The organism is Methylotetracoccus oryzae (genome assembly GCF_006175985.1).
In the GTDB taxonomy this organism is placed as follows: Bacteria; Pseudomonadota; Gammaproteobacteria; order Methylococcales; family Methylococcaceae; genus Methylotetracoccus; species Methylotetracoccus oryzae.
The window spans coordinates 161,256-186,639 of the sequence record NZ_SRSH01000001.1; the positions used below are offsets into that span (position 1 = coordinate 161,256).

The following is a 25,384-nucleotide window of genomic DNA, read 5'->3' on the forward strand; positions in this document are numbered from 1 at the left end:
CCGGCGGACTGACCGCTGCCGTGGGCGCACCACCCGCCGCGACAAGATCATACACGCATTTCGAGCGGGGTCATCAAGTACGGCAGCGAGTCGGCACATCATCCTACCTGCCGTGAGCCGGGCAATCGATCAGCAACAGCCGCCGGATCGACCGCGGTCGGCCATCTGCCGCCCCCCTTTGGTTTCAGCTGGAGCCCGCCGCGTGCCCGCCGGCGCGCACCAGGCCTGCGGCTCGGCCAGGGTACGAGGCACAATCCCGATGAAGTCGCCGCGGTTCGGACCCTCGGTGAGTAAACCGAAAGTCCGCTCACAGACGGCGATGCGCTCGCCGCGCGGAAACACATGGCCTTCCTCATCGCGCACCTCGGCGTAAGGACCGCGGTAGAGCACCGCATGTCCGCGATCCACGCATTCGGACCCGCGGCCTTTCACGGCACAGACCGTCACCGCGCGAAACTCGATCCCGTCGATCACCTGCCACGGATCGACCGCCCACTGGTCGATCCGGATCGCCCCGAATCCTGCCCTGACGAAGGCATCGACGAACGCGTGCTCCTGGAATGCCCCGGCAATGCAACCGCTCCACAATTCGGGCTGTGCCTTGAACTCCGACGGGACCGGTTCATCGCAGACGATGTCAGAAATCGCGACCCGTCCACCCGGCTTCAGCACCCGAAAGATCTCGCTGAACAAGCGGAACTTGTCGGCATCGCCGACCAGATTCAGGACACAGTTCGAAATGACCAGATCGACCGACTCATCCGCCACCAACGGGCGATACTGCCGCTGTTCATCCTGCCAGGCGCGCAGCGCGTGCCATGACGTCACGTCAGCGACCGGGTGCTCCCTCAGGAAACGCTCCATCGCCTCGACGTCGAGCGCCAGATCCTGGATAAAACCCTTGCGGAAAGTTACCCGGTTACCACCTAAGGCTGCGGCCATCTCGGCCTGGTACTTTCGGGCCAGCGCCAGCATGTCGTCATTCATGTCCACGCCGATCACATGCCCCTCCGCCCCCACGAGCTGCGCAGCAATGTAGCAAACCTTGCCGCCACCCGAACCCAGATCTAGGACATGGTCCCCTTCACGCACGTAGCGCGACGGATCGCCGCAGCCATAGTCCTTTTCGATGATCTCCGGGGGCAGCTGCTGCAACAGCTCACGGTCATAGTCTACCGGGCAGCAAAGCGACTCCTCGCGTTCGCGGGCGCCCTGGCTGTATCGTTCGAGGACCGAATGTTCTACGTTCATCGGGGGCTTTCCTTCAAGGTCGTGGAAGCGGAATGGTCGAGACCCAGGGCCCCGCCGCAACTGCTGCCGGGACCGGCAGTGCAGCCGTAGCAGTGGCTCGCCGTCGCGATCGACGCCCCGGTCAGGCGGCCGGGGTCCAGTTGGCTGATGTGAACGCGCGCCCCACCGAGCGGCAGACCCAGCATCTGGTTGAAATCGCAGTCGTAGACGTAGCCGCGCCAGTCGATACTGATCAGGCTGCGACACATCACGCTCCCCAGGTTATCTGGTCGGTGAGCGTTACGCAGAAGGCGCATATACTCGTCGAACTCGCCACGGGACACCAGCGTACTGCCGAAGCGCTGGATCGGCATGTTGGTCAAAGCAAACAACTGATTGAAGCGTATGCCGTAGCGCGTGGCCAGTTCCCGCCGGTAGTTCGCTTCGAGTTCCCGCTGGGGCGGCGGCAATACCGGCCGCTGTGGATTGAACACGAGATTCAACGCCAGACCCGAACCGTCCAGGCCATAACCCAGTGCGTTGAGCCGGCGCAACGCGCGCACGCTGGCGTCGAAGACGCCACGGCCGCGCTGGCGGTCGACATTATCTTCCAGGTAGCATGGCAACGACGCGACAACCTCGACCGCATGTGCCGCAAGAAAATCGGCCAGGTCGCCATAACCGGGCTCTTCCAGAACCGTCAGATTGCAGCGATCGATGACCTTGACCCCCAGCCCCCGCGCTGTTGTGACCAGGTGACGGAAATGCGGATTCATTTCCGGGGCGCCGCCGGTGAGGTCGAGGGTCGCTGCTCCGGAGGCCCGCAGAAACCCGAGCACCTGCTCCACGGTCTCACGCACCATCATCTCCCGGCGCGTCGGTCCGGCGTTCACATGGCAGTGCACGCAGGCCTGGTTGCATCGATACCCGAGATTGACCTGGACGACGTCGAGCGCGGCCCGGTCAATGGGAGGGAAATCGCTATCGTGAAGGAGAGGCAAGGTGGCATGCATCGCAAGTCTCGGCTAGTGGCGGGGTCGGCTCGGGCTGCCACGGCAATGGCGCACTTGCGCATGAGACCGCGTCTTCCCGCGACGGTTCGGCACCGACGCGAGCGCTGCCGCACACTCCATGGTACGTTACCGTTCGCGCACCGCATTTTCAAACACTGACCAGCCACGGCGAGGTCGCACTCGGATGCAACGTTCACGTCTCCTGGTGTTTTTGGTTGCCGTCGCATGCGTCGCCGCCTTTTTCGCGCTCGGCCTGGATCGCCTGCTGACGCTGGAGGCGCTGCATGCAAGACAGGCCGCTGCGATCGCTTACCGCGAAGCCCACCCTCTGCTGGCTGCCGGTGCCTACGCGGCCATCTACGTGGTCGTGACCGGACTCTCGCTACCCGGCGCAACGGTGCTGACGCTGGCGGGCGGCGCGCTGTTCGGGCTTCTATGGGGCACGGTGATCGTATCCTTTGCCTCGACCATCGGTGCCACGCTCGCCTTTCTCGGCGCACGGTTCCTGTTTCGAGATGCCGTTCAGGCGCACTTCGGCGAACGCATGCAGACCATCGACGCCGGCATGGCGCGCGATGGACTACTTTACCTGTTCACGCTGCGGCTCGTGCCGCTCTTCCCGTTTTTCATGATTAATCTGCTGATGGGCTTGACGGCCATGCGTCCGCTGAGCTTCGCCGCGGTCAGCCAGCTCGGCATGCTCGCCGGCACGGTCGTGTACGTCAATGCGGGCACGCAGCTCGCCCAACTCGATTCCCTGGCCGGCGTCCTGTCCCCGCGGCTGTTGTTCGCCTTGGCCTTACTTGGCGTCTTTCCGCTGTTCGCACGCCGGGCCGTCGACCTGCTACGGGCACGCAGGGTCTATCGGGGATGGTCGAAACCTGCGCGCTTCGACCGCAACGTGGTTGTGATCGGTGCCGGCTCGGGCGGGCTCGTCAGCGCTTACCTGGCGGCCGCCCTGCAGGCCAGGGTGACCTTGATCGAAAAGCAACGGATGGGAGGCGACTGCCTCAATACGGGCTGCGTGCCATCGAAGGCGCTGATCCGTACCGCCAGACTCCTGGCACAAATCCAGCAGGCCCCGCGCTACGGGATCCGCCGAGCCAGCGCGGACTTCGACTTCGCGACCGCCATGGAACGCGTGCAGGACGTGGTCCGCGCGATCGCACCACACGACTCGATGGAGCGCTATGCCGAACTGGGCGTCGAGGTCATTCAGGGCGCCGCGCAAATCGTCAGCCCGTGGGCCGTCTCCACCGAGACCGAGTGCGGCCGCATCACGCTGACGACCCGCAACATCATCGTTGCGGCCGGCGCGCGGCCGGTCGTCCCTCCGTTGCCCGGACTCGCCGAAGCCGGCTACCTGACTTCCGACACGATCTGGGACCTGCGCACCCTGCCGGAACGCCTGCTGGTCCTCGGCGGTGGCCCGATCGGCTGTGAACTGGCGCAATGCTTCGCCCGCTTCGGCAGCCGCGTCAGCATCGTCGAACTCGCACCGCAGCTGATGGTTCGCGAAGACCCGGAGGTGTCCGAATCGGTCGCCGGGCACTTGCAGGCGGATGGCGTTGAGTTGTACTTGCGGCACCGCGCGCTGCGGGTCATCAACGACAATGGCACCACGCAACTGGTAGCAGATCGACAAGGTACCGAGATTCGGATCCCATTCGATGCGGTACTGGTCGCTGTCGGCCGGATCGCCAACACCACCGGCTACGGGCTGGAGACGCTCGGCATCCCGACCAGTGCCCGGGACACCATCGAAGTCAACGAATTTCTACAGACGCGCTACCCGAACATCTATGCCTGCGGCGATGTGGCCGGGCCGTTCCAGTTTACCCATGCCGCCGCGCATCAGGCCTGGTACGCCGTGGTGAACGCCCTGTTCGGAAGCCTCCGACGGTTCCGCACCGACTATTCGACGCTTCCCTATGCCACTTTCACCGACCCGGAGATCGCCCGCGTCGGACTCAACGAACAAGAGGCACTCGCCCGTGGCATCCGGTACGAAATCACGCGCTACCCGCTGAAGGAACTGGATCGAGCGATCATCGACAGCGTCGCCGACGGCTTCGTCAAGGTTCTCACCGCACCGGGCCGGGACCGCATCCTCGGTGTCACGATCGTGGGCGAGCATGCCGGCGAGCTGATCGCCGAGTTCGTCATGGCGATGAAGCACGGCATCGGATTGAACAAGTTGCTGGGGACCGTGCATATCTATCCGACACTGTCAGAAGCCAACAAATACGCGGCCGGCGTCTGGAAGCGGGCCCACGCGCCGGCGCGCCTGTTACGCTGGATTAAGGGCTACCAGGCATGGCTGCGTGGCTGAGACCCTCTCCATCATCATCCCCACGCTGCATGAGGCGGACCGGATCGACAACCTCCTGGGTTCACTCGCCCCGCTGCGGGCGCAAGGCCACGAGCTCATCGTCGTCGATGGCGGCAGCGCCGACGGCACGGCCGAGCGCGCACGATCCGGTGCGGACCGGGTCTGCGCTGCGTCACGGGGACGGGCGCTGCAGATGAATGCCGGCGCCGCGATCGCCGGCGGGTCAGTGCTGCTGTTCCTGCACGCGGATACGGAACTGCCTCCGACTGCCGCTGAGGCCGTGCTCGAGGGACTGAGGAGGAGCGGCCGGGACTGGGGCCGTTTCGACGTGGACATCGCAGGGCGGCATCCGATGCTGAGGGTCATCGCCTGGTGCATGAATCATCGCTCCCGACTGTCCAGGATCGCGACAGGGGATCAGGGAATGTTCGTCCGTCGGGCGACTTTCTGGGCAGTCGGCGCCTTCCCCGAGCAGCCGTTGATGGAAGATATCGAACTGTCGAAGCGCCTGCGGCGTGTGAGCCAACCGCTGTGCCTCCGAACGCGGATCACCACCTCGGGTCGACGCTGGGAAGCGCACGGTGTCTGGCGAACGATCGGGCTGATGTGGCGGCTGCGCTGGCTCTACTGGCGCGGCGTTTCACCGGAGCGGCTTGCCAGCCTGTACCAATGACGTTCCTTGGCCTGTCCGGGCATTGCGCAATATGCGCATTACCCGCCGATCAACGACACCGGCCCCCTTGGTACTGCACCGCAGGACGGCGGACCGAACCATTTGAGCAGAAAACGCAGCCGTCACCCGGTCAGGGCTGCAGCGAGCCTGTGCCGCCTGGGCATTCGAGAAGAACGGGCATGCATCGGTCGGCATCTGTTCCCGCTCGGCATGCCCACAGCGGGGAAAAACGACGGGCGACTCCAGCCCGGAGCCAGTCACTATGATGAGGTTTCAGGCTCCGCTGACCCTCATCGGGCGGAACTGGGCGAACACCTGCCCGGTACCCTCGGGTGAACTGTCGTCGTAATACATCGAGACGAGCTTAAGGTGTCCTGCAGACCCGAGTTCGGGCCCTGGTAAAAGCGTACGGAAGGCCTGCCCACCGAGCAACTGGTGCGTGGTCGTCTGAAACAGGCGCGCCAGACACCCGTCCCGCAACATGGTATCGAGCAGGTGAGGACCGGCGATCAGATATGGCCGACGGTAACCTCGCTGCCCCAGCGCGCGAATCAGCGCCGCACCTTCGACCGTCTCCCCGGCCCCTGTCACCAGCACCTCATAGCCCTTCGCCTGCCACGCCGCGATCCTCCCTGAATCGGCACCGGCGCCGGTCGCGATGCAGCAGCGCTGACCATGGTGGGCAAGCGAGTCGGGCATCGGAAAGTCGAGGCTCGCACTCGCCACGACGACATCCGGCTGTGGGGGCAATCCATTCGCCACGCGCCAGGCGAGCAGATCGCGATGGGGTTCCACCAAACCGATTTGCAGAATGTTGCCCAGCCTGCCTTCTGCCAGGGAGCGCAGGTAGCCGCCATGCGTGATCAGGCAATCCGACTGCGCAGCCAGTTCGAGGAACAAGCGGAAGTCGTCCGGCGTCGTCAGCGTCTTCGGCAAATAGGTCTGACCCGTGGCGTCCTCCAGCGCAATCCGTCCATCGAGGCTGCACAAAAAGTTCGCATAAACGAAGGGATCGGCTGGCGTTCCAAGCTGATGAAGCGCCAGATCGAGATACAGTCCCTGTAACGGAACGCACTCGGCCGGGGAGGGGAATAGTCGGAGGAGTTGCTTGGACACGAATCAGAGGTCAGCGTGCTGTATCGCAGCGAAGTGCCGCCGCGTTCCGTCTCGACTCCGGCACCACTGGCATTCAGCCAGTCGGATAATGTACGGCCAACCAGATCGCAGCCGGATGACTCGACGTCCACTCGACGCGATGCCGGCAACCCGCCGGAATCGTCAGGAAGTCGCCAGGCTGCAGCGCTCTCAGCCCCTCCCTTTCAAAACGCAAGGTCGCTTGCCCCTGAAGGAGAACGACCCACTCCGTGTCCGGCTGATCGTACCACGTCCCGGGCGGCGTCACGTGCCCGATCGATACGATCCGCAAGATTCGGGTGTCTGCCGACGCCGCCAGACATTCGATCCGCTCGTCCTGCAGCACTGCCGGCACGCCGGAAAACAGATTGCCCCAACCGATCGCATTGTCATCCGGTTCGGTACCATGGGTACCAGGGAATATCGCAGACGGGGCGGACATGTCCGGCGTCACCAGCGGAAGACGGCCTAGCAGAGGGCCGCGGCGGGCAGCGCAACTGCAGCTGCCGAACACTCCGCCTGCTGCAGTGGACGTGCCACCAGCAAGCGGGCAACGCGAACCTCCGAGTTGTAGATAACCGCCGCCGTGACATCGCGTGCCTCGACCGTCGCGACGATCCCGATGCCCTTTGCGAAGAAGCGGTACTGGACGTCGCGCAAGCGCGCCGGCCCGATGCTGCCGTCAAACACCGACCTCGTCAGGATGACATCATGGACGCCACTCGGCGTATTGATGCGGTAAGCGCCCAGGTAGCGATGAGCCAGTTCCAAGGTGCCTCGGTGCACGACCTGCGTGGGATCGGCGGGATCGTAGACTTGCACCTCCATGCGCCGCGTCCGTTCCTCGCCGGGAACCATCCCTTTCACCAGCAGTGGCTCCGCCGGCGTGTAGCGGGTCAGGGCCTTCTCCTTCAAATCCTCGATCCCGGAGATCTCGAAGCTGCCGTCTGGCGTGCGTTCGACCAGACCGGTCTCGGAATCCCCTGCCCGATAACGCCAGGTCGTTTGCATGCTCTGCATGCCCGAAGCCTCCCAGCGGTGAGTCTCGTCAAGCTCACCGTTATCGCGGTCGCGTACACGGTAAACCCGCGGTGCCGCATCCAGTTCGAGGAACTGAGCCGGATTCGATAGCCGGGGCGCGGGCAATGCCGCGACGATAAGGCCCGCGCCGGCCACGTCTTCAATAGCCTTGCGGTCGCGGGCCGGCAATTCCAGCGTCGGGTCGGAGGGACCAGCCGCAACGGCCCCGGTCCAGAGCAGGGCACAGGCCGCGCGAGCGAAAACGTAGGGTAGCTTCAATCGAGACTCCGTAGAATACGGGCAACCAGGGATCCGAGGCACGTTCGGATCAAGACCCGCAGCCACGGGCAAACTCGGTCCGACGGGGACAGGTCTTGCCATCAGTACTGCACTATGATGTCGGTCGCGAACATCAACTGATCCTGCCGCTTGCCGGCATCGAAAGCATTGGCCTGGTCTGCCCAGTCATAGCGCAGCTCCGGCCGCACGGTAACCCACTTCAGAGGCGACCACCGCGCACCCAACGTGAATTCGTAGTAACTGGAGCCAATACCGGGGGCTGAGCTTGCCGGCCCGACCGCATTGATCGGCGCGCTCCCGGGGCGATCGTTGTAACGGAAACGCACGCCATCCTGGTCGCGCTGCCACTCGCCACGCAAACCGAAGGCCAACTCATCGTCGACGTTGTAGAACACGTAGCTCTGGATGCCGTACCACGAGGTGTCCTTGCCGTTTCGCAACGGATCGTTCTGCTGGATGCCGTTCGTCCACTGGAGAACGCCTTCCCAGTTGGTCAGGAACTTGTGCTCGATGCGGAATGTGTAGCGGGTCAGGTTGTCCAGGTTCGGCTGGTCACCGGTGATGATCGCAAAACTGGCGTTGGTACCCTTGTCGTCGCTGGTCCAGCCGAACTTTCCGAGGAAGTTCCAGACCGACATGTACGCGTTGACGTTGTTCCAGCCCATCACGCCGCCGGCCGTCAATTCGAAGTTGTCGTCAATCTGGTAGGTCGGCAACACACCGGTATGCGTGAAGGGACCATCCCACATGAAGCTCATGCTGTGGGAATAAAAGAAGTTCTTGGTCGCCATGACCGACTCGTAGTTGGTCAGACCGTAGAAATGGCCGACCTTGGTGGAAAGGCCGTTGCCAAGCGGCGCGTAGACTTCGGCGTACAACTGCGGCAACGCGAGGTTGTAGAAGCGCGACACACTGGTCGGAATCAGGCCCTTGTCCCAGTTGTTCGTGGACTGAGCGATGAAGGCATCGGTACCGTAGAGGACGTCAAATCGCCCGCCGATGTCCCAGGCGTCGCTTTTCTTGACGAGGCGCTCGAGCACGAAATAGAGCTGGCTGATCCGCGGCTCCGCAGTGCGGTCGATCAGACCAACCGGGCCATTGAAATTATCCGGCGAGGCGTTGAAGTTCGTCGCGATACCGGCGTCGATCCAACCGCCGAAGGTCAGGTCCAGATCTTTCATCCACTGTGGCTTCTGGACAGTAGGGAAGGCAGCTTCCCAGGCGTTCGCCGTATCGCGGAGCGCTTTCGATTCCGCAACCGAGCAAACGAAAAGCCCCGTGGAGAATAAGGCGACCGCAATCCGGGTATGTCGTGTCATTTAAAGTGTTCCTTGTTCCTGCCGGAACAGATGATGGAGCCGATACAGGACGTGTTGCACATCGGACATTTGCTGATGCTTAAAGTACACAACATGTTGCTTGTTAGCAAGTGTTGTGCGCCGCGCCACCAGCCTATGCCGTGGTCGAGGGCCTGCCCGGGCCTATGCAGGTCGCCATGACCCCTGTTAAGCGAGAGCCACGGCATGAGGCGCTGTTCGCGAACTCCACGTGCCGGTTCTTGCCCTTCCGGCTCGTGCAGCCGTTCCGTGGTGAACTTTTCGCAAGCTGGGCCGTCGCTTTTGTCGCCTAAGGTCAGAGCGTCGCCGCGAGGCGGGGTGGAACGGAACGGGACTCGCACGAAAAGCCCATCGGCTGACGAGCCCGATCCGGCGGTGTGCGCAGCGAACCCGCTCATTCAGGGCGAAGTCCGGAGATCGCCAAACGCACTGAGGTGGCGGGGAAAAACGGTATGGGGCCGGAATTAAGCCGCGCGATCTGGACGGCGCAAGGGGTTGCACCGGTCAACGGTGCGGCAGTAACGACCTGTGCGCTGTCGCCCGGCTGTTCGTACTCTATCCAAACTGACCTGCGGAGGAATACTCCAGGACACCACCGACAGGAGAGCCGTGTGCCAGGAAACCGCGTGCAGGGTGGGTTCGGCGTAGTGAATACGCCTACCCTACCTCCCCGATTCGTCCAACCCGAGGCATGCAAGACGGTAACGTAGCTAAACGCCAATGTCCTCGTGCCAGAGCGCGGGAGCACGCTCGATAAATTCTCGCATCAGCTGTATGCACTCCGCGTCCTGCAGTACGTCGAGTTCGACGTTCTGTGAACGCAGCCAATCTTCGGCACCGAGGAAAGTCCGGTTCTCGCCAATCACGATCTTTGGAATCCGGTACAGCAGTGCGGCGCCACTGCACATGGGACAAGGCGAGAGCGTCGTGTAGAGCACGCACTCTCGATAAACCTTCGCAGACTGGCGGCCCGCCGCCCGGAAGGCACTCATTTCACCGTGCAGCAGTGGATCGCCATTCTGCACTCGAAGGTTGTGGCCTCGTCCAATGATCTTGTCGCGGTATACCAGCACGGCGCCGATCGGGATACCGCCTTCGGCCAAACCCCGCTTCGCCTCATCGACTGCCGCCTGGAAAAATGCATCCCGGTTCATCGCCAACTCCCACATCAAGCCCTCGAAGCAACGGCGCAGCAACGCGGTCCGCCCGTCCTAGCGTAACAGTCTCCCGCTCCGCTGGATGCAGATCAGGGCCATGCTGCTCGCCTCGCAGCGCCCATCGACACTGTCCTCCGCCTCCACCGCGTTTGACAGAGCCGAACCCGGCGCGCATGCTGGCCCGTCCGGGCAAGCGAACGCTGCTCGCAATTCCGTTCCCGAATCACTCACGCAACCGGTAAGCGCTGAGCCATGAATCCACCGCGCAACCCGGCGACAGCGATCAATCGCCCATGGTATGGAACCCGAGGCGAAGTGCTCGTCGTGCTGCAGTTCTTGCTCGTCGGCACCTTTTTCTTCGCCCCGCCGTGGAATCCCTGGTTCGCTCCGGACGCTCTCGCCTCGACTGGCATTGCACGCTCGGCCGCGCTATCGATCCTCAGCGGTACGGCGGCTGCGATGGCAGCACTCGCCCTGATAAAGATCCGCCGCTATCTGACGCCCCTGCCCCACCCCGTTGCTCATAGCGAACTGGTGACCAGCGGCATCTACGGCTGGGTCCGCCACCCGCTCTACAGCTGCCAACTCATCGCCGGCCTGGGCTGGACGATCTACACCCTCAGCGCATTACATCTCGGATTGCTCGTGGCCGGCTTTCTGTTCTTCGACTACAAGGCCACGATTGAAGAGCGGTGGCTTACTGAACGGCATCCTGGCTATCCTGCTTACGCCAAACGGGTGCGTAAGCTCTTGCCGTGGTTGTATTGACAAGCGAAGCCACTCGATACCCAGTCCAGCGACGGCGTTGAACCAAGCCCTCCCATCCCATCGCGGGTGTCGGCACGGTCCACCGCCCCGCGAGCTTGCGGCGGTGCTAGCGGGTGCACGAAGCCGGCGAGCCACTCCAACCGAGGGTTCGGCAACGCCGGACGGCGACAGAAAGCCTGGCGAATCCGAACGGCTGAACCCATCGCATGCCCCGCGTGCAACAGGCAGGTCCAGAAACGACAAACCCGCCATGCGGCGGGTTTGTCCGGGCCCTTCCGTGGGCCTGATTCGGTCCTGACCCGTCAGGCGTTATTCGCCCATCCAGACCAGTTCCACGCGACGGTTAACCGAACGCTCTTCCTCGGTGCGGTCCGGCGATACCTTCGGGTACATCTCGCCGTAGCCCTTCGGGTACAGGTTGTTCGGCACACCCTTCATCTTCAGGTAGTCGACCACCGACGCCGCGCGACGCTGCGACAGCTTCATGTTGTACTGGTCGGTACCCTCGGTGCTGGTGTGGCCCTGCACTTCGATGTCCTTGGTCTCGCCCGAGGCGATCAGACCGGTCGACACTTCGTCCAGGATGCCCTTCGCCGTCTCGGTCAGTTCCGCCGAGTCGTAGTGGAAGTTCACACCGCGCAGTTCGATGCGCACCAGGCAGCCGTACTCGTCGACCTTGGCGCCCTTCATCGTGCCCGGGCACTTGTCGTCGCAGTCGTTGACGCCGTCGCCGTCCGAATCCTTCGTCGAGCAGTCGTCAACCGCCGCCGGCGCTGCCGCCGCCACCGGCACCGGCTTCTCGCCCAGCGGAATCACGAAGCCCGCATTCACGACCAGATCGTTGAAAACGTCCGCGTTGCCGACGTTGTTCGGCACGCCCGTGCCGGGCATCCGGTACTGCATGTTCGTCGGAGCGGTCTGCAGTTGATAGCGAACATCGGCCCGCAGCAGGAAATTATCAGCCAACTCGACCTCTGCCCCGAGACCTGTCTGGAACAGGAACGCCGAATTCTGCGACCCATAACCCTGACCGGTGCGCCAGCTTTGGTTGACGCCACCGACCGCCGCGACCCAGTAGGGCGAGAACACATCGCGGTCAAAAAAGAACAGCGCATCGAACGTGCCGCCGGTCAGATCGGTTTGGCCACCCACGTCCGGGATGTTGTTGGAATAGTTCATCCATAGGCCGCGGACTTCGAGGTTCAACCATTCGTTGATCATCTTGCCGATGCCCATGCCGCCGCCCCAGCCACCGAAGGCCTTGCGGTCACCGCCGGGCTGCATGAACGTGCCGAACGGGGACAAGTACCAGCGATCATCGACGCAGCGCGAGTCGGCCGACGGTACGGAACTACCGTCCGGACAGGTGTAGGTCGAGGTCATCGCTGCCGCCGCCGTATCGGCTTCCGCCGGCACCGCCTCGGTCGCCGTCGCCATCGGATCCGCGACCGCCGGGTCGGTGGCACCGCTCATCGTCGTGTCGGGCGCGACCGCTTCGGTGCCGGTCGCCATCGTGTCCTGCCCGTACTCCGCTGCCTGCGCGCCGGGCGCAAGCACGCCGAGAAGTGCGGCCGCGTACAAATATGTCGCTCTCATTTCCGTCCCTCCCACAAAAAAACAACAGTTCTGCGCGAAACAGCAACATCATACGCGCCTGACTTGGCGCAGGAAAGCATCCAGCGTTAACGGCATCGTCCTGGAACAACATGCGTCGCGTCACCAGCCAGCGAAAGCTATCAGGGCGCAGCGCCATACTCGGCGTCTTGACGCAAGTTGCGGGCGCGGTGGAATCGGACTACAGCAGAACAAGGCGCTGGCAAGCGTCTTGGTAAGGACCGGAGCGACGCGGCACCGCCTAGGAAAATGGCTGATTTGCCTGACGAGATCGTCGAGACCGTCGGGTAAACTCGACTCAGGGCAACCCGCGCAATCCGCAGATTCCGCAGCATGCGAGGACCGACCGAAGGATGACCTATTTCGGCTGGAAGGAACGTTTCACGACAACAGTGGCGGAGAGGGAGGGATTCGAACCCCCGGATGGTCTCCCATCAACGGTTTTCAAGACCGCCGCTTTAAACCGCTCAGCCACCTCTCCCGGTTATGACGCGGGAAGGTTACCGAAAAAGGCCACCCTTTACCAGAGCTAACGCCGCCAGAGACACACGCCACCACTGGCCTTGTCGAGGGCATCCAGTCGCGCTTCATGGGCAATGGCCTCCGCGTCGTTGCAGTACGCCACCCGCAGCGCACGGCCGAATCCGGAGCGACGCTGAGCCCCAGCAGCAGCGCTCACATCCGCATTGACGGCCACGTCTTCATCGAGGCCGAGGGCGATCTGCCCACCGGTCATCAGCAGATAGACTTGCGCCAGAATCTCGGCGTCCAAAAGCGCGCCATGCAGATCGCGGTGGCTGTTGTCCACCTGATAGCGCTTGCATAAGGCATCGAGACTGTTGCGCTGCCCCGGGTGCTTCTTTTTGGCCAGAGCCAGCGTATCCGTGATCGCACAGTAGTCGCGCAGCGGGTTGAACGCTTCGGCATTCGCCAGACGCAACTCGTGATCAATGAACCCGACATCGAATGGCGCGTTGTGGATGATCAACTCGGCACCGGCAATGAACGCCAGAAAGTCGCCCACGATGTCGGGAAACAGGGGCTTATCGGCAAGAAACTCGTTCGTGAGCCCGTGCACCTCGGCCGCGCCTGAGTCGACCTGCCGCTGCGGATTCAGGTAGACGTGGAAGCGCTGACCGGTCAGCATCCGGTCGATGAGTTCGACGCAACCGATCTCGATGATCCGATGCCCTTCCTCCGGAAACAGGCCGGTCGTTTCGGTATCGAGAACAATCTGCCGCATCACCCTACTGCCTACTGCCGGACCAGACCTGACGCCTCGAGCGCTTCAACCAAACCCTGATTGGCCAAGCTGTCGGCCCTTTCGTTCTCGGCGTGGCCTGAGTGGCCCTTGACCCACTGCCACTCGACCGTGTGTATCCGCTGCGCGGACACCAGGCGTTGCCAAAGGTCCGCGTTCTTGACCGGTGTCTTCGCGGCAGTCCTCCAGTCGCGTCGCACCCAGTTCGGCAGCCACTCCGTGATCCCCTGGAGCACATACTTGGAATCGGTGCAGATCGACACCGAACAGGGGCGGGTCAGCGTTTCGAGCGCCTGGATGGCGGCCATCAACTCCATCCGGTTATTCGTCGTGGCAAGCTCCCCACCGCACAGCTCACGCTCGCGGTCGCGGAAACGCAACACCACACCCCACCCCCCAGGTCCGGGGTTGCCTCGGCAGGCCCCATCCGTATAGGCGAACACCTTCTCAGTCATGCCTTAATCTGTTTGCTTGAGGATACGCGACATTTCGGCTCCCTGCCCTGCCAACATGGCGGGCGCCTTGGCCCACGATGGCTCTATCGGGATGACGGTATAGTTTCGCTTGATGGCCCGGGTCGCGTAGGCGAGCGATACGAAGGCCTGGGAACGCTTGAAGAAGCTGTCGGGTGACTCGATGATCCGGGCGGTCGTGGCATCGAAAGCGACGTCGAAATGGGCCTCGAATTTCAACAGCCTAAGCCAGTCGTGCAGTCGCACCGCGGGTACGAAGCCCTGCGCGCGGAAGGCATCGCGGCGAGCCACTCGTCTCAAGATACCATGGATGCTGAAGGGGTTGAAGGTCAGGAGGACCAAGCGTCCCTCCGGCCGCAGGACCCGTTCGACTTCCCTCAACACCGCGCGAGGGTTTGACTCGAACTCGATGACATGAGGCAGTATCAGTAGATCAATGGATTCCGAGGCGATCGGCAAGCTGGCGGGCTCGGCCTCCACATCCCAACCACGCCGTTCGCGGCAGTCGCTGCCGAGCGACAACACAGTGAATTGTTGCCGGAATTCATCAGGTATGTATCGGTGTTCACAACCCAACGACCCAACTTGTAATATCCGTTGCTTATAAGTAAGCTGTAGCGAGTCTCTAAGATAGGACACCTCAACTTCCTGGAGGATCCTTCCCAATGTCGCAGAGCGATACCATTCGATGAAGAACTCGCGCCCATGCGGGTTTGCGGTGTTCTGGTCCCCTCTAAACAGGTTGAGCAGCATAGTTGGTCGGTCGCTCAGCAGGCATGAAACCGTGAGGTGCACGCCATGAAATTCGGTAAAAACAACCCCCGTCTCCTTTGCTACATGTCGGCGGTTGCGCTTTCCTTAGCGGGTTGTAGCCAGCACACGACAAAGACGAAGCCGTCGCCCGTCTCAGTGTCGGACGATGCGCCCGAACCGGCGACCGTTGTCAGTTCGGTCACTCCACCGCAGTCCGAAGCGCGCCTCTTCCACTTTTCGAAGAAAGGGGTTCGTCAAGTCAACGTTACGGACACGAATCGCACCAAGCGAGTTCAATACGAATACGCAAATCTTTGGGAACGGCTATTCGACAACTACGCACTGCCCGACGTACAAAATCGCGCAGTCGATCGAGAACTGTCCTGGTTCGTGAACCATCCGACTTACCTGCAGCGAGCGCAACAGCGCGCCGAACCCTTCCTGTACAACATCGTACAACAGATCGAGCGGCAGGGCGTACCGGGGGAACTGGCCCTGTTGCCGGTCGTGGAAAGCGCCTTTCAGGCACAGGCCGTGTCTCCCGCAAAAGCCGCGGGGATCTGGCAATTCATTCCGACGACCGGGCGCAACTACGGGCTCAAGCAAAATCATGCTTATGATGGACGCCGGGACGTTTACGCATCCACGAAGGCGGCCATCAAGTACCTGAAGAAGCTCAATCGCCAATTTCATGGTGACTGGTTCCTTGCGGTAGCGGCCTACAACTGCGGGGAGGGCGCGGTGGAGCGTGCGATTCGACGCAACGCCTATCAGGGCCTGCCCACCGACTTCTGGTCACTGGACCTGCCTCAAGAAACCAGAGCGTACGTGCCACGACTGCTCGCCGTATCGCGACTGTTCGCAGGTGCGGACCGTTACGGCCTCGACCTCCGCGACATTCCTAACGAGGCAAAATTCAAGACGGTGAAGGTCAGCCACCAACTTGACCTCGCCGTTGCGGCAGATGCCGCAGACATGTCTCTTGAAGCCTTTCGCGCCGTGAATCCCGGCTTCAAGAACACCTTCGTCGACCCGGACGGATCGGTCCGGCTCTTCGTGCCGGCACACAAGAGCAAGACGTTCAAAAAGGAACTTGCCCGGCTTGCCAGTACCCAGGGCGACTTGTTGCGCCGCGAGTTCGAGAGCCGTCCGCTACAGTCCGAACCCGATCGCTACACGGTGACTTCCAGCGACTCACCCCAAACCGGGAACCCGATGCAGCAGCCTCGGTCTTCCTCCATGAGGGTTAGCGCCCTGAGTGACGCTCTGAAGGAGCCCACCCGGCAGCCAACGACGGCTTCACGCTCGACATCGTTCAGCGAGCAGCCATTCCAGGCTGAGACTGACCCCTTCAAGCCAACGTCGTTCGCCACAGATCCCGACCCAGCGCCAGCAGAGCCAGCCCCGCGCCGGTCCTCGGCGCACAGCAAGGAGCGGAGCAGTTACGCAGCGCCTCGCACCAACACCCACAACGAGGCAACCGCACGCGAGCGTTCCGCGAGCACGACGGGCAAGGCGCGGCCCACCCCGACCTCGAGCAGCGAGCACCACGCCGCGACGAAGTCCAGCCGGACCGCGACGCCGGCCCCGACTCGCGCCACAAACCACGTTGACCGAGTGACGACTGATTCGCGGAAGTCAGGCAAAGTCGCCACAGCCACACCGCAAAAAGCCCTCACGAAGGGAAAAGCCGAGCGTTCTTCGACGCTCGCCAGCCCCGCATACAAGACTGTGGTGGCAAGGAGCAATGAATCGCGCAAGGGAGCGGAGAAGATCGTAACGGCCAAAGCCGATACGGTCCGGCTTAAGCCCAAGCGCTGAACCAACACCCCGTCTCGCCAGCAGTTGCCTCCCCTTCAGCCGTCGGGGAGGCTTTAACGCGATGTGCTGAAACGGGCTCGCGTATCGCGTTGCCTCGAACGGATCGCAATGGGGCGTCAGCGCCAGCAGAGTGCGATCTGCGCTCGTCGGGCTGGCTGGGCGGCGACGCCCCTCTGACGCGCCTGCATCAAACTCACCTTCCCTGTCTTCCTTCGCGGTACCTGCTCCGTCAGGCCAGGGGCCGAATCCCGACACTAGCCCGCAACGCCTGCATGAAGGGCCGCGCCTGCGCGCGCGCTTTCTCGGCGCCGTCCTGCAGAGCCTGTTCGATTTTCCCGGGCGTTTCGATCAAGGCCTCATAGCGCTCGCGGCTGGCTTCGAGATGCCGGTTCAGGTACTCGAACAAGAAAGTCTTCATCTCGCCCCAGGCAATTCCCTCTTCATAGCGCTTTCGCACGGCAGCGGACTCGTCGGCGGTCGCAAACGCCCGGAAAATGCCAAACAGGGTGCACCCGTCAGGATCCTTCGGCTCGCCCGGGAGCAGCGAGTTGGTCTTGATCTTCATGATCAGCTTGCGCAGCGCCTTCTCCGTGGCGAACAGGGGAATGATGTTGTCGTAGCTCTTGCTCATCTTGCGGCCATCGAGCCCACATAGCAGAGCCGATTCCTCGGAAACCTGCGCCTCAGGCAGCACGAAATGCTCACCGTAGATGTGATTAAACCGGGCCGCGACATCTCGAGCCATCTCGATGTGCTGGATCTGGTCTCGTCCGACGGGCACCCTGTTGGCACGGAACAGGAGGATGTCCGCAGCCATCAGGATTGGATAGTTATATAGGCCCATGGTGACCCCTTTGTCAGGATCGGCCTCTCCACTCTCCTGATTGGCCTGAACCGCCGCCTTGTAAGCATGCGCCCGGTTCATCAGACCCTTAGCCGTCACGCAGCTGAGGATCCATGCCAACTCGCCAATTTCGGGAATGTCCGATTGTCGATAGAACACGGCATTGGCCGTGTCGAGACCGAGAGCGAGCCAAGTCGCTGCGACCTGCAGCGTCGACTCGCGCACCCGTTCCGGATCCTGACACTTGATCAGCGCATGATAGTCGGCCAGGAAATAGAAGGGCTGCACATGCTGGTCCATGCTGGCCTCGATGGCCGGACGTATGGCACCCACATAATTGCCGAGATGCGGGGTCCCAGTGGTGGTAATACCGGTGAGTACGACAGATTTCTTGGTCATTCGGGGATCCGCTTGCTGAGTTTGGATGCGTCCTGGCCGACCTTTCGCTGGTGTGGCACCGTCGGCGGAATTCCACGGCAGTCATTCAGGGGTTGGCTGCCATACGAAGTCCGAGCTTGGTATCAGGCAGGTCGGGACGCAAAGTGCCGCAATATGACATAAATCAATCGTCGAGCCAACGACTGGCCGGACCCCACGTTTCCGCGAAACCGAGCGGGTTTGGTTTAGAATAGCGAGGTCTGGTTTTACCGCACGATCAACGAGGCCCGCAGTTGGAACGTCAAGAGCGGCGAGACTCCCCGCGTAACCGAATCGACTGTGCCATGAGTTTCCGACTGGCCGGTAAAGACGTGTCGCACGAGGGGTTTTGCATCAATATCAGTGGCTCCGGCGTCTTGTTCGAGGCCGATGATCCTCTGACGACCGGAACGGCCGTGGAAATACACCTGGTCCCCCAGCGCGGCGTCGCTGCGCCCCTGACCGCCTTTATCGAAGTGGTGCGCTGCGTGGCGACCGACGCCGGGCCGTACCGCATCGCTGGAGCGATCAAGGGCATCAAGAGTTGACTCAACGACCCGACCTCGACGCGCGATCGGACGGTTCTTCCTGTCGCCATCGCCGAGGCGCACCGGACCCGCGCGGTCTACAGCCGAACATGAGCCAATTCCGACCCCGAAACCGATCCTACTGGCTGGCACAACTGTGTGAGTCCAATTTCCGTCAGCTCTGCGAGTTGGTTCCGGACCTCACCACGCTATCCGATGACGCCACTGCCCGCGCCCAAGGCAAACCGCCCCTCCACCTGAAGGTGATCGAGCGCTCGCCCTACACGCTGACACTGGAACTCAGTCACTGTTTCGGACCCGAAGTCGACCGGCGCTTCGAGCCCAGCATTTGTGTGCGTGTCTACCTGGACGGCCGCTGCGCCGAGGCTCTCCCCCCCCACCGACCACCGCTCGCCTCTCGCCGTCACCAACCCCACGCCGGCGGCGCTGAAGTGCTGGAGGAAAAGTGGAGTTCGAACTATTTTCTGCAGCGCTGGCTGGAGCATTGTCTGCGCAGCCAATACCGGTTCGGACTCTCGGCCGGCGTTGCCGGACCGCCCGCCCTCGCGTGACCGTCGCAGCCGGTGCCTCATTCGGGCGAAACCGGCGTACCGCTCCGTTCAGCTAAACGGGCTCAGCTGCCGAGAATAAGTTTGAGTTGCTCCGCCTGACTCAACGCCGTCTCCACATTCGCGGCGAGGACGTTGAAATGACCCATCTTTCGACCGATACGCGCAGTCTTCTTGCCGTAAAGATGCAACTTCACGTTGCTTTCGGTCAGCAACGCGTCCCAGGCCGGTTCATCGTCACGCCAGATGTCGCCCAACAGGTTAACCATGACGACCGGCGTCAGCATCCGCGTATCGCCGGGGGGCAATCCGCACAGTACGCGAACCTGCTGTTCGAACTGGTCGGTCGCACATGAATCGAGCGTGTAGTGGCCGCTGTTGTGAGGGCGCGGGGCGATCTCGTTAATCACGATCTCGCCGTCCTGCAGCACAAAGAACTCGACCGCCAGCACGCCGACATAGTCCATGGCATCCGCCAGCCTCAGTGCCATGTGCCGCGCCCGTTCCGCCGACGCTTCGTCGATGCGAGCCGGCACGATGCTGACATCGAGTATCCCCGCGGCATGCTGATTCTCGGCCACCGGAAAGGTGCGAACCTCGGAAGCGGATGTGCGGACGACAATGACGGACAGTTCCTTGTGCAACGGCAATTGCCGCTCCAACACACACGACTTGCGACCAAGTTCGGCGAACGCGGACCGACACTCGGCCGGGCTCGCGACCCGCAACTGCCCCTTCCCGTCGTAGCCGAAGCGCGCCAGTTTCAAAATGCCCGGTAGCAGCGGTTCCAGGTCGCCCGCCAGATCCTCTTCCGTTTCTACCGGAATGAACGGAGCGACGGGCAGGCCCGCACTGACTATGAAGCGCTTCTCGCGAATGCGGTCTTGAGCGATCGCGACGCTCTCGGGAGCCGGGGATACGCGCAGGGAGGCGCCGAGATAGACCAGGCTCTCGGCCGGGACATTTTCGAACTCCGTCGTGACAGCGGCGCAGCTGGCAATGATCCGGTCCAGTGCCGCGCGATCGTCATAGGCCGCACGCAGATGGACGTCGGCGATCGACCCGGCCGGGCTTTCGTCGTCGGGGTCGAGGACGGTCACGCGATACCCCATGCTGCGCGCAGCGATGGTAAACATGCGCCCCAACTGTCCGCCACCGAGTATGCCCAACATCGCATTGGGCAGGATATGGCGCACACTCATGGCAGCGGCAACTCCATGTTGAGCACCGAGGCGGTCTGTTGGGCACGAAAGTCGCGCAGGCGCGTCGCGAGGCTTTCATCCCGCGTCGCCAGTATTGCGATGGCGAACAATGCGGCATTCGCGGCCCCGGCCTCACCGATAGCAAAGGTCGCCACGGGAATCCCCTTCGGCATCTGCACGATCGAATATAAGGAATCCAGACCCTGCAGATGGCGACTCGGCACCGGCACGCCGAGCACTGGCACTTCGGTCTTGGCCGCAAGCATGCCCGGCAGATGAGCGGCGCCGCCGGCGCCGGCGATGATACACTTCAAACCGCGGGCGGAAGCGTCGGCAGCATATTCGAACAGCAGGTCCGGCGTCCGATGGGCAGACACGATCCGTGCTTCGAAAGGCACACCGAACTCCTCGAGCCACCCTGCTGCGTGCTGCATGACATCCCAGTCACTGCGGCTCCCCATGACCAGACCGACGTCAATCATACGGTACCTTTCTGCCAAGAAAAACGCGTAGGATAGCGCGTTTTTGACTCAACGGTGGGTTCGGGACGCGCATACCCCCCCATCGCGGTGATCCGCCCGCGACGACGGCACACGAAATACATGTCATCATCGAACCAACACACCGACTCTGCCCCCCGCAGCGTGGACCCCGCCGAAGCGGCCTATTTCGAAGCCCTGGCCGCGAAGTGGTGGGACGCGGAGGGTCCGTTCTGGCCGTTGCATCGCCTGAACTCCGTGAGGGTCGACTACCTTCGCGAGGCGCTGATGCAGCGATTCGGCGCCGCAGGCGACCCGATTGCCCCGCTCTCAGGTCTCCGGATATTGGACATCGGCTGCGGTGGCGGCATCCTCAGTGAGTCGCTGGCGCGACTCGGCGCCCGGGTCCATGGCGTCGATATTGTCGAGAAGAACATCCATACCGCGCGCCTCCACGCCAGAACCAGCGGACTCTCCATCCGCTACGAGTGCGGCAGCGCCGAGCGCCTGGCAGAGGAAGGCGCGACCTACGACGCCGTGATGAACCTCGAGGTCGTCGAACACGTCGCCGACCTCGAAACCTTCCTGTCCGCGTGCTGCCAGTTGATCCGGCCCGGCGGGCTGATGGTCATCGCGTCATTGAACCGCACCGTCCTGTCGTTTCTGGGTGCGATCGTCATGGGCGAGTACGTCCTGGGCTGGCTGCCGCGCGGCACGCATCGCTGGTCCCGATTCCCGCGCCCCGAGGAACTGGAACGCCTGTTGAAGACGCAAGGTCTGGAGGTCACGGACCGCGTGGGTGTCCGGGTCAATCCTTGGACCCGCCGTTTCAGCCTGAGCCGTTACTACCCCATCAATTTCATGCTAACGGCGACCAAGCCTGCCGTATAGGAAGCGACGGTCCGACGGCACGGAAACGCTCCCTTCCGGGCTAGGCCAGGGAACTCACCGGACGGGCCCGGTTCCAACGGTCAGATAACGCTCATGGCGCACGAAATGAATGACGACCTGACCGTATTTTTCGATGGCGGTTGCCCGCTATGCAGCCGCGAAATCGCTCACTATCGGCGCCTGAAGGCCCTCGAATCCATATCCTGGGTCGATATCATCCGTGAACCGTCAAGGCTGGACCGATTTGACCTCGATCCGCGGGTGGCGCTCGCAGCCTTTCACGTGTGGGACGACAGCGCCGCGCGCATGTACACCGGAGCGGCTGCATTCGTGCGACTCTGGTCATCGCTGCCGGGCTATCGATGGCTGGCCCGCTGCATTACCAAGCTGCACCTCACTCCGCTGCTGGAGCTTGTATACCGTCGCTTCGCTCGCCGCCACTTTCTGAAACGCTGCCGCGAAGGCGCTTGCAGTGCCTGAGGCCGTGGTCCGCCGACTGATCGTGGTACTTGGCGACCAACTGAATCGAGACTCCGGCGTTTTCGATGACTTCGACCCGGCGCAGGATCGGGTCTGGATGGCCGAAGTCGCGGGCGAGGCCCGTCATGTCTGGTCGCACAAGGCGCGCATCGCGCTTTTTTTGAGCGCGATGCGGCACTTCCGGGAGACCCTCATCGCCGAAGGTGTTCCGACCATCTACCACCAACTCGGCAACCATCCCTTCGCGACTCTGTCGGACGCCCTATCGGCTGACCTCGTCGCCTTGAAACCATCTGCGATACTGATGGCCCGAGCCGGAGAGTTCAGGCTTCAGGAAGCTGTCGCGCGATGCGCAACCGATCATGGCCTGCCGCTCTACCTGGCTCCCGATCGTCACTTCATCATGTCGACCGGCGACTTCGCGCTGTGGGCGCGCAATCGGAACATGCTGCGGTCCGAGCATTTGTATCGTTTACTGCGGCGTCGCACCGGCATCCTGATGGTGGGTACCGAGCCTCGGGGAGGGCGGTGGAACTACGACGCCGAGAACCGGCACGCATTTGGACGCCAGGGTCCGCCACCGGTTCGGCCACCAGCGAGGTTTCCGCCCGACGCCATCACGCGGGACGTTCTCCGCGACGTCGAGACACACTTTCCATCGCATCCGGGGCATACCGTGGATTTCGACTGGCCGGTGACCCCGACCCAGGCGAAGTCGGCGCTGACCGACTTTGTGGACCACCGCCTCGCCCAATTCGGTCGCTACCAGGATGCGCTATGGACCAGAAATCCTTACCTGTTCCATGCACGGCTGTCGCCTGCCTTGAACCTCAAGCTGCTCGCGCCCAGCGGAGTACTCGCGGCGGCCATGGAGTCCCTCGATGCCGGCAATGCGCCGCTGGCCGCCGTGGAGGGCTTCGTCCGTCAGATTCTCGGCTGGCGGGAGTTCATCCGCGGCATCTACTGGACGCAGATGCCCGCTTATCAGGACCACAACGCACTCGAGGCGAGGAATCGTCTGCCGGACTTCTACTGGACTGCCGACACGGACATGGCCTGCCTGCGCGAAGTCATCGGACAAACCCTGCGCTACGGCTACGCGCATCACATACAGCGGCTGATGGTGACCGGCCTTTTCGCACTGCTGCTCGGCGTCGAACCGCGGCAGGTGCATGAGTGGTTTCTTGCGGTTTATGTCGATGCGGTCGAGTGGGTTGAACTACCCAACACCCTGGGGATGTCTCAGTATGCCGACGGCGGTCTGGTCGCCTCGAAGCCCTATGTGGCGAGCGGGCGCTACATTCAGCGCATGAGTAACTACTGCGACGGTTGCCGGTTCAAGCCGGATCAGGCAATCGGCCCAACAGCGTGCCCGTTCACGACGCTGTACTGGGATTTCCTGATCGGTCACCGGGCACGGTTTGCGCACCACCCGCGCACCGCGCTGCAATGGCGCAGCCTCGAGCGCTTTGACGAACCCACCCGAGTTGCCATAGGCCGTCAGGCGGAGGAACTACGCACCCACCTCGCGTAGGTCCCGGGAATCCCGGGCAGCGACGCGAGCTATCGGCGCCAGCAACACGCCCCGGCAGGTGTGCCAAACCCTTTGAAAATGCTTGATTTCATCACCCCGGAATGAGCACCTCTTTAGTCTGGTTTCGCCGAGATCTTCGCCTGAGCGACAACCCGGCGCTGGCGGAGGCCATCGAAGTCGGCGGCACCGTCATACCGGTTTTCGTTGACGACAGCGCCGACGGCCTGCCCTGGCCTCCCGGCAGCGCCAGCCGGTGGTGGCTGCACCATAGCCTGCAAGCCCTGGACAGAAGTCTCAACGCGCGTGGCTCTCGCCTCATCATCCGCCGTGGGCCAACGGCCATCGCGCTGCAACAGTTGATTGCCGAGACAGGTGCTACCCGGATCCTCTGGAACCGCCTCTATGAGCCCGCCTACATTGCGCGGGACCAGACGTTGAAATCCCAGCTGAGGAAAGAGGGACTGGACGTTCGGTCGTATAACAGCGCCCTGCTGTTCGAGCCCTGGACCGTGGCGACGCAAAAGCAGGAACCCTATCGGGTTTTCACGCCCTTCTGGCGCTCGGCCCGCGGCATCGGCTTCCCCCCCCCAAAACGCACGCCGGTCGAACGGCTTCCTTCGGTATCACCGACACTGCCCAGCCTCGATGTCGCCGAGTTGGGACTGCTGCCACGAATCGCCTGGGACGCAGGATTGAAGGCAACCTGGACCCCCGGCGAAGACGCTGCGACCCAGAGCCTCGAAGATTTCATCCGGCAGCCCCTGGCAAGCTACGCCGACGACCGCGATCGCCCGGACTGCGTTGGCACGTCCCGCCTGTCGCCCCATCTGCATTTCGGCGAGATCGGGCCTCGGCAGATCGTCGCTGCGCTCCATCATGCCCGGGGCCGGCAATCAAGCCCTCCTGCTCCGCGCCATTTCGAGACCTTTGTGCGCGAGATCGGCTGGCGCGAATTCGCCTACCACCTCCTCTATCATTTCCCCGCGACGACCGACGCACCGCTGGATCCCCGCTTCGTGGATTTCCCCTGGGCCGACGGCGATCAGGCCGAAACCCTCGCGCGCTGGCAGCGGGGCCAGACCGGAATCCCCCTGATCGACGCCGGTATGCGCGAGCTATGGCATACCGGCTGGATGCACAACCGCGTCCGCATGGCCGTCGCGTCATTCCTGACGAAGAATCTCCGCCTGCCCTGGCTGGCGGGAGCGCGATGGTTCTGGGACACCCTGGTCGATGCCGATCTCGCGAGCAACACGCTGGGCTGGCAGTGGAGCGCCGGCTGCGGCGCCGACGCCGCCCCGTATTTTCGCGTCTTCAATCCGGTACTGCAGGGTCAGCGGTTCGACGGACGTGGGGCCTATGTCAGGCGCTGGGTGCCCGAACTGGCGCGGCTAGACGACAAGGTGCTGCACGAGCCGTGGATCGCCGATCGCCAGCGGCTCGCCGCAGCCGGTATCGAACTGGGCCGGAGTTACCCCGAGCCGATCGTCGATCTGCGCGAAAGTCGCCTGCAGGCCTTGGCGGCCTACGCGATGATGAAGGAGAAGAACTGAAC

At 62.8% G+C, this 25,384-nt stretch carries 24 protein-coding genes and 1 tRNA gene; 10 read left to right on the top strand and 15 right to left on the bottom strand.

All coding sequences use genetic code 11. The annotated features are described in order from the left end of the window. Positions 1–129: 129 nt before the first annotated feature. Positions 130–1,251, bottom strand: a complete 1,122-nt coding sequence (locus BWR02_RS00735) for a DUF8838 domain-containing protein (protein ID WP_139555867.1) — start codon at positions 1,249–1,251, stop codon at positions 130–132. After that, positions 1,248–2,243: an arsenosugar biosynthesis radical SAM (seleno)protein ArsS gene (gene arsS / locus BWR02_RS00740; RefSeq protein WP_139555868.1), complete on the bottom strand. Its 996-nt coding sequence runs from the start codon at positions 2,241–2,243 to the stop codon at positions 1,248–1,250. The genes BWR02_RS00735 and arsS overlap by 4 nt, the downstream gene beginning before the upstream one ends. A gap of 184 nt (positions 2,244–2,427) precedes the next feature. Here arsS and BWR02_RS00745 point away from each other — a divergent pair, with 184 nt between their 5' ends. Continuing rightward, on the top strand, positions 2,428–4,575 hold the full coding sequence (locus BWR02_RS00745) for a dihydrolipoyl dehydrogenase family protein (RefSeq protein ID WP_139555869.1): 2,148 nt from the start codon (positions 2,428–2,430) through the stop codon (positions 4,573–4,575). Continuing rightward, positions 4,568–5,248: a TIGR04283 family arsenosugar biosynthesis glycosyltransferase gene (locus tag BWR02_RS00750; protein WP_201276083.1), complete on the top strand. Its 681-nt coding sequence runs from the start codon at positions 4,568–4,570 to the stop codon at positions 5,246–5,248. Before BWR02_RS00745 ends, BWR02_RS00750 begins: the two co-directional genes overlap by 8 nt. A 273-nt stretch (positions 5,249–5,521) precedes the next feature. Here BWR02_RS00750 and BWR02_RS00760 read toward each other — a convergent pair whose 3' ends face one another. The 5 genes from BWR02_RS00760 to BWR02_RS00780 all read right to left on the bottom strand — a co-directional run bounded on the left by BWR02_RS00760 (position 5,522) and on the right by BWR02_RS00780 (position 10,193). Further along, on the bottom strand, positions 5,522–6,364 hold the full coding sequence (locus BWR02_RS00760) for a RibD family protein (RefSeq protein ID WP_139555870.1): 843 nt from the start codon (positions 6,362–6,364) through the stop codon (positions 5,522–5,524). A gap of 73 nt (positions 6,365–6,437) precedes the next feature. Next, a complete protein-coding gene (locus BWR02_RS00765) occupies positions 6,438–6,824 on the bottom strand; it encodes a cupin domain-containing protein (RefSeq protein WP_139555871.1) in 387 nt (128 codons plus the stop codon). A 26-nt stretch (positions 6,825–6,850) separates the two neighbouring features. Continuing rightward, a complete protein-coding gene (locus BWR02_RS00770) occupies positions 6,851–7,681 on the bottom strand; it encodes a hypothetical protein (RefSeq protein WP_139555872.1) in 831 nt (276 codons plus the stop codon). Positions 7,682–7,782: 101 nt separating this feature from the next. Then, positions 7,783–9,021, bottom strand: coding sequence for a porin (locus BWR02_RS00775; protein WP_139555873.1), 1,239 nt, complete (start codon positions 9,019–9,021; stop codon positions 7,783–7,785). A gap of 728 nt (positions 9,022–9,749) precedes the next feature. Then, positions 9,750–10,193: a nucleoside deaminase gene (locus BWR02_RS00780; protein ID WP_139555874.1), complete on the bottom strand. Its 444-nt coding sequence runs from the start codon at positions 10,191–10,193 to the stop codon at positions 9,750–9,752. Positions 10,194–10,448: 255 nt separating this feature from the next. Here BWR02_RS00780 and BWR02_RS00785 point away from each other — a divergent pair, with 255 nt between their 5' ends. Then, positions 10,449–10,964: a methyltransferase family protein gene (locus BWR02_RS00785; protein ID WP_139555875.1), complete on the top strand. Its 516-nt coding sequence runs from the start codon at positions 10,449–10,451 to the stop codon at positions 10,962–10,964. Between the two features lie 309 nt (positions 10,965–11,273). On the opposite strand, the gene BWR02_RS00790 is transcribed toward BWR02_RS00785, so the two are convergent. The 5 genes from BWR02_RS00790 to BWR02_RS00810 all read right to left on the bottom strand — a co-directional run bounded on the left by BWR02_RS00790 (position 11,274) and on the right by BWR02_RS00810 (position 15,065). Then, positions 11,274–12,560, bottom strand: a complete 1,287-nt coding sequence (locus tag BWR02_RS00790; RefSeq protein ID WP_236101795.1) for an OmpA family protein — start codon at positions 12,558–12,560, stop codon at positions 11,274–11,276. 411 nt (positions 12,561–12,971) lie between these two features. Further along, a tRNA-Ser gene (locus tag BWR02_RS00795) sits at positions 12,972–13,059 on the bottom strand. Between the two features lie 48 nt (positions 13,060–13,107). Then, positions 13,108–13,821 carry a DNA polymerase III subunit epsilon gene (gene dnaQ / locus BWR02_RS00800; protein ID WP_139555876.1) on the bottom strand — a complete coding sequence of 238 codons (714 nt, stop codon included), beginning with the start codon at positions 13,819–13,821 and terminating at the stop codon, positions 13,108–13,110. 11 nt (positions 13,822–13,832) lie between these two features. After that, positions 13,833–14,294, bottom strand: coding sequence for a ribonuclease HI (gene rnhA / locus BWR02_RS00805; protein WP_139555877.1), 462 nt, complete (start codon positions 14,292–14,294; stop codon positions 13,833–13,835). A gap of 3 nt (positions 14,295–14,297) precedes the next feature. Then, positions 14,298–15,065, bottom strand: coding sequence for a class I SAM-dependent methyltransferase (locus BWR02_RS00810; protein WP_139555878.1), 768 nt, complete (start codon positions 15,063–15,065; stop codon positions 14,298–14,300). A gap of 45 nt (positions 15,066–15,110) precedes the next feature. On the opposite strand from BWR02_RS00810, the gene BWR02_RS00815 reads away from it, so the two are divergent. Beyond that, positions 15,111–16,886, top strand: coding sequence for a transglycosylase SLT domain-containing protein (locus BWR02_RS00815; protein WP_139555879.1), 1,776 nt, complete (start codon positions 15,111–15,113; stop codon positions 16,884–16,886). A gap of 229 nt (positions 16,887–17,115) precedes the next feature. On the opposite strand, the gene BWR02_RS00820 is transcribed toward BWR02_RS00815, so the two are convergent. Next, entirely contained in the window at positions 17,116–18,129 is a 1,014-nt protein-coding gene (locus BWR02_RS00820) for a tryptophan--tRNA ligase (protein WP_139555880.1), read from the bottom strand. Between the two features lie 272 nt (positions 18,130–18,401). Between BWR02_RS00820 and BWR02_RS00825 the strand changes: the two genes are divergently transcribed. Together BWR02_RS00825 and BWR02_RS00830 are read left to right on the top strand one after the other, a co-directional pair. Next, a complete protein-coding gene (locus BWR02_RS00825) occupies positions 18,402–18,695 on the top strand; it encodes a PilZ domain-containing protein (RefSeq protein WP_268921367.1) in 294 nt (97 codons plus the stop codon). An 89-nt stretch (positions 18,696–18,784) separates the two neighbouring features. Next, on the top strand, positions 18,785–19,246 hold the full coding sequence (locus tag BWR02_RS00830; RefSeq protein WP_139555882.1) for a DUF1249 domain-containing protein: 462 nt from the start codon (positions 18,785–18,787) through the stop codon (positions 19,244–19,246). 62 nt (positions 19,247–19,308) lie between these two features. Here the strand turns inward: BWR02_RS00830 and BWR02_RS00835 are convergent, their stop codons facing one another. Continuing rightward, on the bottom strand, positions 19,309–20,445 hold the full coding sequence (locus tag BWR02_RS00835; RefSeq protein ID WP_236101797.1) for a 5-(carboxyamino)imidazole ribonucleotide synthase: 1,137 nt from the start codon (positions 20,443–20,445) through the stop codon (positions 19,309–19,311). Beyond that, positions 20,442–20,927, bottom strand: a complete 486-nt coding sequence (purE, locus tag BWR02_RS00840) for a 5-(carboxyamino)imidazole ribonucleotide mutase (RefSeq protein ID WP_139555883.1) — start codon at positions 20,925–20,927, stop codon at positions 20,442–20,444. Before purE ends, BWR02_RS00835 begins: the two co-directional genes overlap by 4 nt. A 162-nt stretch (positions 20,928–21,089) precedes the next feature. Here purE and ubiG point away from each other — a divergent pair, with 162 nt between their 5' ends. The 4 genes from ubiG to BWR02_RS00860 all read left to right on the top strand — a co-directional run bounded on the left by ubiG (position 21,090) and on the right by BWR02_RS00860 (position 25,382). After that, complete coding sequence (gene ubiG / locus BWR02_RS00845; protein WP_201276084.1) at positions 21,090–21,815, top strand: bifunctional 2-polyprenyl-6-hydroxyphenol methylase/3-demethylubiquinol 3-O-methyltransferase UbiG; 726 nt, start codon at positions 21,090–21,092, stop codon at positions 21,813–21,815. Between the two features lie 93 nt (positions 21,816–21,908). After that, positions 21,909–22,295, top strand: a complete 387-nt coding sequence (locus BWR02_RS00850; protein WP_139555885.1) for a thiol-disulfide oxidoreductase DCC family protein — start codon at positions 21,909–21,911, stop codon at positions 22,293–22,295. Then, positions 22,288–23,829 (top strand): cryptochrome/photolyase family protein, encoded by a 1,542-nt coding sequence (locus tag BWR02_RS00855; RefSeq protein ID WP_201276085.1) that lies wholly within the window; start codon positions 22,288–22,290, stop codon positions 23,827–23,829. The genes BWR02_RS00850 and BWR02_RS00855 overlap by 8 nt, the downstream gene beginning before the upstream one ends. Positions 23,830–23,930: 101 nt before the next feature. After that, positions 23,931–25,382 carry a cryptochrome/photolyase family protein gene (locus BWR02_RS00860; RefSeq protein ID WP_139555886.1) on the top strand — a complete coding sequence of 484 codons (1,452 nt, stop codon included), beginning with the start codon at positions 23,931–23,933 and terminating at the stop codon, positions 25,380–25,382. Positions 25,383–25,384 lie beyond the last annotated feature (2 nt).

What these genes read in the sequence shown, in the direction of transcription:
- BWR02_RS00735 (WP_139555867.1), bottom strand. Translation starts at nt 1,251, where the DNA reads ATGAACGTAGAACATTCGGTCCTCGAACGATACAGCCAGGGCGCCCGC.
- arsS (WP_139555868.1), bottom strand. Translation starts at nt 2,243, where the DNA reads ATGCATGCCACCTTGCCTCTCCTTCACGATAGCGATTTCCCTCCCATT.
- BWR02_RS00745 (WP_139555869.1), top strand. Translation starts at nt 2,428, where the DNA reads ATGCAACGTTCACGTCTCCTGGTGTTTTTGGTTGCCGTCGCATGCGTC.
- BWR02_RS00765 (WP_139555871.1), bottom strand. Translation starts at nt 6,824, where the DNA reads ATGTCCGCCCCGTCTGCGATATTCCCTGGTACCCATGGTACCGAACCG.
- BWR02_RS00775 (WP_139555873.1), bottom strand. Translation starts at nt 9,021, where the DNA reads ATGACACGACATACCCGGATTGCGGTCGCCTTATTCTCCACGGGGCTT.
- BWR02_RS00780 (WP_139555874.1), bottom strand. Translation starts at nt 10,193, where the DNA reads ATGAACCGGGATGCATTTTTCCAGGCGGCAGTCGATGAGGCGAAGCGG.
- BWR02_RS00785 (WP_139555875.1), top strand. Translation starts at nt 10,449, where the DNA reads ATGAATCCACCGCGCAACCCGGCGACAGCGATCAATCGCCCATGGTAT.
- BWR02_RS00790 (WP_236101795.1), bottom strand. Translation starts at nt 12,560, where the DNA reads ATGAGAGCGACATATTTGTACGCGGCCGCACTTCTCGGCGTGCTTGCG.
- dnaQ (WP_139555876.1), bottom strand. Translation starts at nt 13,821, where the DNA reads ATGCGGCAGATTGTTCTCGATACCGAAACGACCGGCCTGTTTCCGGAG.
- rnhA (WP_139555877.1), bottom strand. Translation starts at nt 14,294, where the DNA reads ATGACTGAGAAGGTGTTCGCCTATACGGATGGGGCCTGCCGAGGCAAC.
- BWR02_RS00810 (WP_139555878.1), bottom strand. Translation starts at nt 15,065, where the DNA reads ATGCTGCTCAACCTGTTTAGAGGGGACCAGAACACCGCAAACCCGCAT.
- BWR02_RS00815 (WP_139555879.1), top strand. Translation starts at nt 15,111, where the DNA reads ATGAAATTCGGTAAAAACAACCCCCGTCTCCTTTGCTACATGTCGGCG.
- BWR02_RS00820 (WP_139555880.1), bottom strand. Translation starts at nt 18,129, where the DNA reads ATGACCAAGAAATCTGTCGTACTCACCGGTATTACCACCACTGGGACC.
- BWR02_RS00830 (WP_139555882.1), top strand. Translation starts at nt 18,785, where the DNA reads ATGAGCCAATTCCGACCCCGAAACCGATCCTACTGGCTGGCACAACTG.
- BWR02_RS00835 (WP_236101797.1), bottom strand. Translation starts at nt 20,445, where the DNA reads ATGAGTGTGCGCCATATCCTGCCCAATGCGATGTTGGGCATACTCGGT.
- purE (WP_139555883.1), bottom strand. Translation starts at nt 20,927, where the DNA reads ATGATTGACGTCGGTCTGGTCATGGGGAGCCGCAGTGACTGGGATGTC.
- BWR02_RS00850 (WP_139555885.1), top strand. Translation starts at nt 21,909, where the DNA reads ATGGCGCACGAAATGAATGACGACCTGACCGTATTTTTCGATGGCGGT.
- BWR02_RS00860 (WP_139555886.1), top strand. Translation starts at nt 23,931, where the DNA reads ATGAGCACCTCTTTAGTCTGGTTTCGCCGAGATCTTCGCCTGAGCGAC.